Annotated in this window: 1 protein-coding gene; it reads left to right on the forward strand. The window is 38.6% G+C overall.

Annotated elements, in window-relative coordinates:
- Positions 1–101 precede the first annotated feature (101 nt).
- Entirely contained in the window at positions 102–14390 is a 14289-nt protein-coding gene (locus ACZIX2_RS12030; protein WP_463340337.1) for a PKD domain-containing protein, read from the forward strand.
- Positions 14391–14421 lie beyond the last annotated feature (31 nt).

The raw sequence follows: 14421 nt of genomic DNA on the forward strand, positions 1-14421 counted from the left end.
GGTTAAGGTTAATTATTTTACAAGTTTTTCAAAATAAATTTTAAGTGCTTATTAATAAAGTTAAGTAGTAAATAATTTTTTGTTGTATAATACTTGTATTTATGAAAAAAAACAACTCTTTAGCCTTCAGAAATAATAAATTTGGAATCTCATTTTTTTATTTTTTTCTTTTCTTTTTGTTTACAATTTTTAGAACTAATGCTCAAAACTGTACTGTTAATGCAGGTATACCTAGAACTATTTGCGCTAATAGTCCACTTGTTTTGAATGGTGTAGTTGGAGGAGGGGGGAATATTGTAAGTCATGTTTGGACTCAAGTTGCAGGTCCGTCGGTTGTTATACAAAATCCTAATTCAGCTGTAACTACTGTTTTAGGAGCTGTTGGTGGTAATTCGTATAGATTTCGTTTAACAGGAACTTGTACGCTTGGCACCACCTTTCAAGAGGTAACTATTACGGTAAGTCCAATTACAATTGCGAATGCAGGTGTAGCGATACAAGGATGTCCTGGAAATTATACTTTGTCTGCGAATTCTCCTTTAAATGTTGGAGAAACAGGAGCGTGGAGTGTAAGTGGACCAAACAATGCAGGAGTAACTATTAATTCCCCTAATTCCCCTACAACTACTATCTCAACTTCTTCTAATGCCATTGGAGTTACTTCATTAGTTTGGACGATAAGTTCAGCAAACTGTTCCTCTTCCTCTACTGTAAATATTACAAATTATGGTGGTGAGGTCGTTGCTAATGCTGGTATTGATCAAACTTTATCTGAATGTTATACGGTTACTCAATCTACTAATTTGAATGCGTCGATAGGTGGTAATGGTACTGGTTCTCAAATTGGAACTTGGTCTTTAGTATCTGGTCCTTCTGTACCTAGTATTGCAAATGTCAATAGTGCTAATAGTTCTGTTACGGGTTTACGGGCAGGTACTTATGTTTTTAGATGGTCAGTTCAAGGCCCCTGTGCTCTTGGTTCCGATACTGTTACTATTACGGTACCCCCCGCTACTCAGGATGTTACCCCAGCTTCTGGAATCAATAATTCACAGACGTTTTGTGATAATAGTGTTACTTCAACAATTTTGCAAGGAAATACTCCTCTGTATGCCGGTGAAACTGTAGAATGGACTACTTCTTCCGGGGCTACGATAGTATCTCCCAATAGTCCCACAACTCAAATTACGGGCTTGAATTTTAATACAACTTCTAGCTATACATTTACTTACAAAATAAAAGGTAATAGTGCAGTTAATCCAAATTGTAGTTCACAATCTAGTTTTACAGTAAATTATTATGTTAATCCCACTTCAGTAGTTTTGAATGGAGGCGTTAGCACATACTTGTTGCCAACTAATGCTAGTTCTGGAAGTGTTACAATAAGTACTTCGGGTGGTAATGCTAATGAAGCTACCTTTATTAAAGGGCCTTCAGGAGTTAGTCCTTCTTTTAGCTTTTCAAGTGGAAATTTTAATTTTTCTAATTTAAGCAAACCTGGTACCTATACTTTTAGAGTAAGGAGATATACCAATGGAAGTTTTGCAACTGGATGTTCAGATTCTTTTGCGGATATCAATGTTATTGTTTCGAGAAGTCCTGAAGTTTCTAATGCTGGGACTTCTGTTGCTTTATTGTGTGGAGTAACCCAAACTCAATTGTCGGGCAATAATCCTTCGTTAATGACGACTCCCGGATTGACGGGCTATTGGTCACAAGTTAGCGGTCCTAATACAGCAGTCTTTGATGATATTACACATTATAATCCAATTGTTAATGGTTTAATATCTGGAGTGTATGTTTTTCGTTGGAATATTTATGGAGGTGTAAATGCCGTGGATACATTTAGTGAAACTTCTATTACAGTTTCGCAGCCACCAACGTCAAATGCAGGTGCTACTCCAGTGACGGTATGTTCAGGGAGTTATAAACTGGATGCTACTCCGTTAATTAATGGTCAAACGGGATTGTGGACTCAAATTGATGCAAATCCTGCAGTCACTATAGTTAACACAACCGATCCTAAAACCTATGTAACAGGAATGCTAGAAGGAAGGATTTATACTTTACGTTGGACAGTAACTAGTGCAGCAGTTGATTGTACTCCTGCTTCAAGTGATGTAGTAATTAATACTACTTCAACTTTTTCTCCCTCACCCGCAATTGCTGGTAGCGATCAGTGTTTGGCTTCAGGTACTACTACCACTAATTTGGCAGCTACCGCACTTGCTTCAGGTTCAGGATTATGGACAAAAGAATCTGGACCCAATGCAACAATTACAGACCCCACTCTTCCTAATTCACAAGTAACTGGTTTGACGGATGGAATCTATGTATTCAAATGGACAACTTCGTCCGATCCTTCTTGCGTTGACTTTACAGACACAGTAGTTATAACTGTTGCAAGTTCTCCAATAGCATCAGCTGGACCTGACCAAAACGTGTGTACAAACGGTTTAGGGAATAGTGTTACTATGAACGCCAATACACCAAATACGGGTTTGATAGGAAAATGGGTGCAGGTTTCAGGAAATAGTTCTTGGACAGTAAGTGATATTAACAGTCCACAGGCGGTTTTTAGTAATTTAGCTCAAGGGAATTATGTTTTTAGATGGGTAGTAAGTAGAGGGAATTGTGATTCGGCCTCAGATGAAATTAGTTTTAGCGTGAGTTATCCTCCTACTACGGCTAATGTGACTTCAAGTACGTTAACTGTTTGTGGTACTTCAGCCACATTAAACGGGAACATCATTAGTGAAGGGGTTGGGTTGTGGCAAGTGGTTTCCGGACCCAACGTACCATCATTTTCTAATATCAATAGTCCAACCAGCGTTCTTTCTGGATTGGTTACTGGTACTTATTTGTTAAAATGGACTAGTATTAATGGGGCGGCTTGTTCTAGGTCGGAGTCCAATTTAACGATTACAGTCAATGCGCCTGCCAATGCGGGTCCCGATCAAACGCTTTGTAATGCTACAGAAATTATTTTACAAGGAACAGAGGGGAGTGTAGGAACTTGGTCTGAGACGACCTCAAATGGAGCGACGATTACTGCATTGTCTTCTTCTACTGCAAGAGTAACAATCGTTCCAGGAAATAATTATACATTTCAATATGATGTTTCAGGAGGAAATGCAGGCTCTTGCGGTGCTTCTTTTGATACTATGACTGTTGTTAACAGTGCATTGCCTACAACTCCAGATGCAGGGACAGATCAAGAAATTTGTTTGTCGGCAGGGAGTTCAGTCGTTCTGTCAGGGAATTCTATTACTAGTGGAACAGGTACTTGGAGTAAAGTAGCAGGACCAATTGGAGGAAGTTTTTCTAATATTACTTCCACTAGTCCTACGGTTAGTGGTTTACAGGAAGGAATATATTTATTTAAATGGACTGCAAGTAACGGAAATTGTTCTAATGTGAGTGATGTTGTTAGGGTTTCTGTTTATGCAGCTCCAAGTATAGCGAATGCAGGTCCTGATCAAAGTGCATGTCAGTTAGCCACTCAGCTAAATGCAACTATTCCAACTACAGGAATTGGAACGTGGACTCTTACTACTGACCCATCCAATGGGGGAATTACTATTGATAGTCCTAATAATCCAAAATCAACCTTAACGATAGCGAATCCTTATTTGTTACCAATAGGAGTATATACTTTTACTTGGACAGTTAGAAATGGAACTGTTTGTTCACCAAGTGTAGATACTGTAAATATCACTTTTACGGGAGTACCTCCAACTCCTGCCAATGCTGGGCCTGATCAAAGTTTATGTAATGCTACTACAGCAGTTATGAATGCTAATCCAGTTAATCCAGGAGTTGGAACCTGGTCGCAAGTTTCAGGTCCCAATACAGGTATTTTTTCTAATAGATTTAGTCCTAGTTCTTCAATTTCAGGACTTGTAAATGGTGTTTATGTATTTAAATGGACTAGTTCAAATGGAGGAGGCTGTAGTTTAGAAGATACGGTAACCGTGACTATCAACCCTGCAGTTGCTATTGTAAATGCTGGGCCTGATCAAACCTTAGGAGAATATAGTACCTTAACAATGGCTGCTAGCAATCCTGCACCCAATACAGGTACTTGGACACTAGTATCAGGGCCCAACACCCCTGTAATACTTGATGTTAATAGCCCTACAACCCAAATAGCAGGCGGAGTTCCTGGAACTTATGTTTTTAAATATAGTGTTTCAAATGGATCGTGTACCATAGATTCAGATACTGTAGTTATTACTTTAATTGGACAAACAGATTTGAGTTTAGTAAAATCTGCTAGTGTAAATACTCCAGTTGTAGGCGATATTGTTACGTTTACCGTAGCTATAAGAAATAATGGTAATCGTGATGCTACAGGTGTTGGGGTTATAGACAACCTTCCAATAGGATATTCTTTAATTACAGGCACCGTTTCTAATTCTGGGGTATTCAACTCAGGTGGAAATGCAATAAATTGGTCAGGACTTTCTATCGCAAATGGAGCTACATTAAATTTGACCTATAATGCTAGAGTAAACGTGATTACAGGTGCTGCAAATGAATTTAGAAATACGGCCCAAGTTACCGCAAGTAATCAAATTGATCCCAATTCAACGCCAAACAATAATGTTGCTTCGGAAAATGATCAAAGCTCGGTTACCCTTACTCCCATTCCTAGAATAAATTTATCCTTAACTAAATCTGTCAATAATAGTACCCCGATGGTGGGTAGCAATGTTGCATTTACTATTTCGTTATCCAACGCAGGCCCCAGTAATGCAACAGGAGTCATAGTTAAAGATTTATTACCGAATGGATTTACTTTTGTAAGCGCCACAGCAACCACCGGAAGTTATGTAAATGGAACAGGCAATTGGACGGTAGGCACCATTAACTCAGGAAGTACACAAAGCTTAGTTGTTAATGCAACCGTAAATCCAACAGGAAATTATACTAACGTTGCTGAAGTTACGGCCGCTACACAATCAGATTCAAATTCAACGCCTAATAATAATGTCTCGTCAGAAGATGATCAAGATGCTGTAACGGTGGTGCCAGTTGAAAAATCAGATTTGAGTTTGACCAAAACAATTAGTGGAGGTCCTTACAGGGTAGGTGATAATGTTACCTTTACTGTAACTGTTAGCAATGCGGGGCCTAGTGCTGCAACTTCAGTTAATGTTGCAGACTATCTTCCCACGGGATATACCTATGTAAGTCATACTAGTGCAGGTACAACATATAATACAGCGACCGGAGCATGGAATGTGGGAACAATTAATAGTGGCGCTTCAAGAGTGTTAAGTATTATAGCTAAAATAAATGACTCTGGTGACTATAGAAACATGGCGGAAGTAGTGTTTTCAAATCAATTTGATCCAGATTCTACACCTGGAAATAATAATCTTGCAGAAGACGATCAACAACAAGTTGTCATCTCTCCCGTTCAAATAGCTGATTTATCATTAGTCAAAACAGTCGATGTAGCTAGTCCAAGGGCTGGAGATACCGTAAAATTCACGCTCGCCTTAACTAATTCTGGCCCAAGTGCAGCCACTGCTGTGGTTGTTAATGATCTTTTGCCAGTAGGTTACACTTTTTTAAGCTATACTGCCACTTCAGGGAATTATAATGCAACTAACGGGAACTGGGTACTTTCAGGTAATGTTTTGAATGGTAAAACAGAGTATTTAGATATTTTTGTAAGAGTAAAAGCGGCTTCAGGAGCTTCTAATGAATATCGAAATAATGCACAAGTCACCGCAAGCAATCAAACAGATCCAGATTCTGTGCCTAATGATGGAACAGGTGATGATTTTTCAACAATTACACTGACACCTACCGCATTAATCGATTTAGCTTTGACCAAAACAGTGAATAACAGTACGCCAGCAGTGGGTTCCAATGTTGTATTTACAGTTTTGCTTTCCAATGCCGGTCCTAGTATTGCTACAGGAGTTGTGGTTAAAGATTTATTACCAAACGGCTTTACTTTTGTGAGTGCCAATGCAACCGCTGGAAGCTACGTAAATGGAACTGGGAATTGGTCGGTAGGTTCAATTAATTCTGGAAGCACTCAAAGTTTAGTTATAAATGCAACTGTTAATCCAACGGGAACATATACTAATGTAGCTGAAGTAACTGCTGCTAATGAAAGCGATTCAGATTCAGCACCCAACAATAACATTTTATCTGAAGACGATCAAGATGATGTAACCTTAATTCCTGTTGAAAAATCAGACCTGAGTTTGACAAAAACGATTAATGCAGGACCTTATTTGGTTGGATCTAATGTTACGTTTACAATTACAGTTAGTAATGCCGGTCCAAGTGCCGCAACAGCAGTTAATGTTACAGATTTTCTTCCTTCCGGATATACTTACATAAGTCATACTAGTACTGGAACAACATATACTTTAGCTACCGGATCATGGGATGTTGGAACTATAAATAGTGGTGCTTCAAAAGTATTAAGTGTTGTAGCTAGAATTAATGCTACTGGAGATTACAGAAATGTAGCAGAAGTCGTTTTCTCTAATCAATCCGATCCGGATTCCACTCCAGGTAACAATAATTTGACAGAAGATGACCAACAACAAGTTGCGATAACTCCTGTTGAAATAGCCGATTTGTCACTAATTAAAACAGTAGATTTTACCAGTCCAAGAGCAGGAGATACCGTCAAATTCACACTCGCATTAACTAATTCTGGACCAAGTTCTGCAACTTCGGTTACAGTTAAAGATCTCTTACCAGTAGGTTTTACTTTTCTGAACTATGCTTCAACTTCGGGAAATTACAATCCAATCACTGGAAATTGGACGCCGTCAGGCAGTGTATTGAGCGGAAAGACAGAGTATTTAGATGTTTTTGCTAAAGTAAATGCATTCACAGGCGCTACAGATGAGTATAAAAATACTGCCCAAGTCACCGCAAGTAATCAAACTGATCCAGATTCAACCCCGAACGATGGAGCAGGCGATGATTATTCAACAATTACCCTTACACCCAATGCTTTAATTGATCTGTCATTGCGAAAAAGTGTAAATAATGTAGCACCTCCTGTGGGTACTAATGTGGTATTTACAGTTACAGTATCTAATGCAGGACCTAGTGACGCCACGGGTGTAATCGTAAAAGATTTATTGCCCAGTGGTTATACTTTTGTGAGTGCTACTCCAAGTAGTGGCTCCTATGTGAATGGCACAGGTCTTTGGACAATTGGCAACATATTCACAGGAAGTACTCAAAGCTTAGTAATTACAGCAACTGTAAACCCTACCGGGAATTATACTAATGTGGCCGAAGTAACGCAAGCTAATGAAACCGACATTGATTCTACCCCTAACAACAATACTTTATCTGAGGACGATCAAGATGCAATCACTACCTCTAGAAGTCCTTTAATTGATCTTAGTGTTAATAAAACAGTGGATAATAGTACTCCTGCTGTGGGAAATACCGTTGTTTTTACAGTAACAGTTTCCAATGCTGGGCCAAGTAGTGCCACAGCAGTTGTTGTTACAGATAAGTTGCCTACGGGTTTTAGCTTTATTAGTGCTACTACAGCTGCAGGCTCCTACAATAATCTTACAGGTTCATGGACTGTGGGAACTTTGACAAGTGGAGCTAGTGCTACGTTAACAGTAAGAGCTATTGTGTTGCCTACCGGTAATTATCATAATATTGCGGAAGTAACTGGAGCGAACGAAGTTGATAGTAATTCCACCCCAGGGAACAATGATCCTATAGAAAATGATCAACATGATGTTACTGTTTTTCCGGTTCAAAAAGCAGATTTGTCTGTTGTGAAAACGATAAATGTTCCTTCAACAGATGTTGGAAATAATGTAGTATTTACTATTCAAGTAGCTAATAGTGGGCCAAGCGATGCCACTGGAGTAACTATTTCAGATCTATTACCCTCAGGATATGAATTTGTCAGTGCATCACCCACTACAGGTTTGTATAATCATGTCTCGGGAGTTTGGACTATTACAAAAGCCATTGCTGCTTCATCAACTGAAACTTTACAAATTACAGCTAAGGTTTTGAAAAATGGTAGTTATTTAAATGAAGCTCAAGTAGCCACGAGTAACCAATCGGATCCCGATTCTACGCCAAATGACGGCGCAGGAGACGATTTTTCAAGTGTGAATTTTAGTCCTATTTCACTAGTCGATCTTGTGATGACCAAACGAGTAAATAATGCTACTCCTGATGTAGGATCATTAGTAGATTTTACGCTGGAAGTTGTGAATAATGGACCAAGTAATGCGACACAAGTTAGTGCCAATGATTTGTTGCCAAGCGGCTATACCTGGATCAGTGATACAGGATCAGGAAGTTATAACAAGCTCACAGGACTCTGGAACATTGGAAATCTAGCCCAAAATGCTAGAATTTCAATAACGATAACTGCTAGGGTAAATCCTACAGGTGCTTATACCAATACGGCATCGGTAAGTAGTTTTGAAAATGAAAAAACGCCAGCAGATAATACCAATTCAGTAACCACAACACCAAGGTCGATCGCAGATTTGAGTTTGATAAAAACAATAGCTAATGCCTCGCCCAATGTGGGAACTAATGCGGTATTCTCAATAACTGTAACGAATAGCGGTCCTAGTGCTGCCACTAATGTAGTTGTTACAGATTTGTTACCTTCTGGGTATAGTTTTGTAAGTGCTGCGCCACCAGTAGCTTCAACATACAATGTAGCTACTGGTAGTTGGACAGTGGGAACTCTTTCAAGCGGAGCTTCTGCCACGATGACACTAACCGCAAAAGTGTTAGGTTCTGGAAATTATAATAATGTAGCTGAGGTAACAGGGTCTGATCAGTATGACCCAAATTCAATCCCCAGAAACAACAATAATTTTGAAAATGATCAAAGTGAAGTGGTGGTGACTCCCGTAAATGAGGCCAATTTAGTCACTGTAAAAACGGCAGCAAGTGTTTTGGTTAGAGGAATTTCCTCTTCTAATCCGAATGAAGAAGATACTATCAAGTATAGAATTATTGTGACGAACAACAATGGGCCTACAGATGCAACTGGCGTTCAATTAACAGATATAGTTCCTTTTGGGTTAACGTATATTAGTCATACAGCAAGTCCAGGAACCATTTACAATCAAGTAACAGGCATTTGGAGTATTGGAAATTTAGCGGTAAATAATTCAGTTGAACTTGAAGTTACCGTTAAAGTTAATGTAGGTACTAAAGGTACTACTATCACTAATAGAACCACAGCTGCAGTGGGAAATCAATCAGATCCTACAATTGTTGGTGATGATTTGATTGAGTCTGTAGAAATTAGTATGCCACCAGATGCTGTTAATTATACCATTAGAGGTAATCGAACTAATTTACCTTCCTCTGCAATAAACTTATCTGTGAATAATAGGCTTCGAGATGGAGTTATTCTTCCTACCTCAATTAATTCTATAATAGATTTGAATCCAAATACACCGGGTATTGAAATCTCATTAAATGTTCCTGGTGAAGGTGTTTGGAATTACAATCCACTAACGGGAGAAATAGTATTTACTCCTTCTCCAGGCTTCACTGCTGATCCGACACCGTTGGTTTACAAACTGATAGAGATTGCAACTGGCTTGAGCGATATTGCTACTGTTACAGTTGATTATGATATTGTTGCGCCTGTAGCAATAAACGATTTGAGTATAGGAAATCCGATCAATAGTATCGTTACGGTAAATCCTTTGGCAACAAACGGCTCAGGTCCTGATGCTGATCCTGATGGAGTAGTTGTAGCTTCAACCATTAGTTTGATCAAGCCTTCAGGTGCTACTGCAGTGGTCATAGATTCAAATGGAGAAATCACAAGTTTTGATGTTCCAAACGAAGGAAAATGGAGTGTTGATCCTACTACTGGCGCTATAAGTTTTATTCCTTTGTCAACTTTTCATTTAGATCCTACTCCTGTTTTGTATACAATAAAGGACAATGATGGAAATGTATCAAATACTGCAATTGTAACCATAGATTATGTCCCTGTGGCGCAAAATGATAAAAACAGTATCGCAGGTGTAGTGGGCACATCCATAACAATTAACGTGGCAGCAAATGACACTACTGGTGATTTGGTAGATGTAACTTCCATAACATTAGACGCCACTAGTGTACTAGCAGGAATTCAAATTTCGCCCAAAGAAGTTGCAGTTTCAGGTGTAGGTCGGTATATTGCTGATGTAAATGGAAACGTAACATTTATCCCTGAAATTGGATTTCAATTAGATCCTCCAATAATTCGCTATACTATTCGCGATAATGAAAATAATATTTCTAATCTAGCGACTATTACTTTTGATTATGCTCCAGTAACTTCGGCCGATTTATCAGTTGGAAATCCAATTAATGTACCTGTAGTTGTTACTGTAACGGCTAATGATATTACCGGGGATCTAATCGCATTAACAACAGTGAGTTTAGTAAATCCAGGTAATGCAACAAATAGTACTTTTGATGCCTCGGGAGATCTTACCAGTTTCTCCATTCCAGGTGAAGGTACTTGGAATGTGGATTTAGTCAATGGAAAAGTAACATTTACTCCAAATCCAGGATTCATCACTGATCCAACCCCAATCAGCTATACAGTAAAAGACGATGAAGGAAATCGTTCCAATGCCAGTTTAATTACGATCAGAATGATTCCTCAAGCGGATTTGATTGTGACCAAAACTGATAATAAAGAGAAATATATTCCCGGAACAAACAATGTTTATACGATCACTGTAAAAAACAATGGACCAGCTAGTGCAACCAATGTAGTAGTTCTCGATGATATTACCGATCCAATCTTGCAAGCAGCTGCCACTTGGCGAGCTGTTGCTACAGGAAATGTAGCCCTTTCTAATACTTCTGGAACAGGCGATTTGACTTCAAGTAACGCTACCATAGCCACAATGGCAGTTGGAGAACAAGTTACTTATACGGTAACTATTGCAGTACCAAGTGATTTTACGGGTACAATTGTTAATGCGGCGAGTGCTAGTTCCACTAATGTGGCGGACCCTAATCCTAGTAATAATGCACAAACCGATACAGATACTCTAAATGGATTGTCTTCTTTGGTAGTAACCAAATCAATTGTTACAGCGGCACCTTATAAATCAGGCGATGTCATTGAATTTTTAATCTCGGCAAGAAACAATGGACCTAGTGATGCCACAGGAATAAGTATCGTAGACAAATTGCCAAGTGGTTATGCTTTTATAACGGCTACCGCAAGTAACGGGGTTTACAATGAAGCCAATGGTTTATGGACTCTAGGAAATCTTTCCAATGCTTCAAGTGCAACATTAACTGTATTTGCAAGAATTAATGCAAGCGGAAACTACACCAATGTGGCTGAAATAACCAAAGTGGATCAATTAGATCCAAATGGAATTATTCACGGAAACCATACGCCTGGCGAGATAGATCAATCAGATGTAACCATTTCACCCGTAGGTGTTACTAATTTAATCACTACGAAAACCGTTGATAATCCAACACCAAATTTTGGAGACATTGTTCAATACACAATTTCAGTGGTAAATAAGGGACCAAGTCTAGCTACCAATGTAATTTTGCAAGATAATTTACCTGCAGGGACATCTTATGTATCTCATATTGCTACAGGCGGTACAGTAAATACCTACTCAGGAGGACAATGGACTATAGGTAATTTGAACAATCAATCTTCTGCAATTTTAGTAATTAATGCTAAAGTTACAGCAGTTGGGACAATTACTCAATCTCCGATAATTAATACTACAACAGCTGCAGTTGCTGATCAATTGGATCCTACGACAGTTGGAGATGATTTAACGGAACCTATTATTGTTACGTGTGCGAATCTCATCACGGAGAAAACAGTTAGTAATCCAAATCCTAGTGAAGGAGAAACCATTACCTACAGCATAAAAGTCACTAACAATGGGCCAAGCGATGCCACAGGCGTTTCTCTAGTAGATATTTTACCTTTAGGAATAGCTTATGTATCCAATAATCAAGGAGCAGATTATAATTACGGTTCCGGAATTTGGACAGTAGGGAATCTGGCTAATGGTGCTACAAAAACACTAAATATTGACGTTACCATAAATTCAGGCTCCGCCGGTAAAACTATTATAAACAAAACAACAGCAGCCAAAGGGAATCAGTCAGATCCTTCAAGTTTAGGAGATGATTTAATCGAAACAATCAATGTCAAAAATGGAGCCGATATAATTTTGACAAAAGTGGTCAATAATGCAACACCAAATGTTGGAGATATTGTGACCTACACCGTTACGGTTACAAATAAAAGTACGACTTTAGTCACTAATTTAGTAGTTAAAGACCAGTTGCCTGTTGGATTACAATTAGTTGCGGCAACACCCGGAATTGGGGTTTGGAACACACCGAATTGGACTATAGGTACCCTTCAACCTGGAGAAAAAGGATCCATAGAAATAAAAGCCTTAGTTGCTGCTGATCAAGGTGGGAATGTTTTGATAAATACGGTTTCGAATACGCAAGATCAATTTGACACAAACGCTACCGTTGACGATGCTATGGAGTCAATAACGGTTACAAGTTTAGACTTGGCGGTAACCAAAACGGTTAACAATACTAGACCAAATGAAGCTGATGTCATCACTTACACCATTAAAGTAGTAAATAATGGGGCAAGCAATGCCACTAATGTCAGTTTAATTGATAAATTACCTGTTGGGGTTACTTATGTGGGCGACCAAGTCTCTGCAGGAGTTTATAACAACGGATCGGGATTATGGACAATCGGAAATTTAGCAAATGGGGAAAGCGCAACGCTGACACTACAAGCAAAAGTAAATTTTGGTACCTATGACACTACGATTACCAACACCACAAGCGCTGTTAAAGCAGATCAATCAGACTCTAATCTCAGCAACAATAGGGGTAGTGTTTCAATTTTTCCTACGGCAAACATCGATTTAAGTTTAACCAAAGCAATTGTTGGAAATATAACCAATCCTTCTGTTGGAGATGTAATTACTTTTGAAGTCAGAGTCTTGAATGGTGGTCCAACGAAAGCAACTGGAGTTGAGGTAGTTGATCTGATTCCTTCAGGATATAAATTTGTAACCTACAGTTCCACAATTGGTACGTATGATCCAAAAACAGGATTATGGAAAGTAGGTTTTGTAGAAGTAGGAAATCCTGCTATTTTATTAGTGGATGCCAAAGTTTTAGCAAGTGGTAATTACAACAATTGTGCTGAAATTACCAAAGCCAACGAACCTGATATTGATTCGACACCAGGCAACAGTATCGCTACCGAAGATGATTATGCTTGCGCTTCGGCTCCGCCTAATCAGACGGTTGATTTGGCAATTGTTAAAACAATTCTTACCAATAACACATCTCCAAAAGTCAACTCAGAAATTTCTTTTGAAATTCAATTGACAAATAATGGAACTATTGATGCCACAAATATTATTGTTTCAGATTTGCTCCCGTCCGGCTATACATTTACCAATTATAGTTCAACAAAAGGAGTATATGACTACTTAACTGGAGATTGGAAAATCAATAAAATCCTAAACGGGGAAACAGAAATCTTAATCATCGATGTGATTGTGAAAGAATCTGGTGATTATTTGAATTGTGCAACTATCAAATCATTGCAACAAACAGATAACAATGCAAGTAATAATAAGAGTTGTATCGGAACCACTCCAATTGCAGTAGTTGATTTAGAATTGACTAAAACAGTTGATAATTTGAAACCAAAGGCAGAAAGTGAAGTTGAATTCACCATTACCCTTACTAATAGAGGGCCTAGTAAAGCCACAGGAGTTGAAGTCAAGGACGTGCTACCTAATGGATTTAAATTCATAAGTGCGCAATCAACCATAGGAACTTATGAGACGACTACCGGAATTTGGAAAGTGGGCAACATAGGAATTAATAGAGTTCAAACCCTAAAAATAAAAGCCTATGTTAACCCAGTAGGGGTTTTCACAAATAGTGCCGAAGTGGTTGCTGCCAATGAATTGGATACAGATTCTACTCCCAAAAACAATATCCCTCAGGAAGATGACCAAGCGAGTGTAACACTAGAGCCAGAAGTAGCTTTAGTCTTAGCAGAAGGATTTACTCCTAATGGTGACGGAATCAATGATGTTTTTGAAATAGAGCATTTACAGGTTCTTTATCCTAACTTCAGTATGGAAATTGTCAATAGATATGGCAACATTGTGTACCAATACAAACACAATGGCGATAAGTTTTCAACCCCATTATGGTGGGATGGTTATTCAACAGGGCGATGGAATTTCTCTAAAGAATTACTCCCTGCAGGCACTTATTTTTACACTATTTATTTTAATAATAATGAAAGAAAACCGCAAACAGGCTGGGTTTATTTGAAAAAATAAAAAAACAATAGGAAATAGGAGGGGTGTTTCT

The organism is Flavobacterium riviphilum (assembly GCF_055231795.1).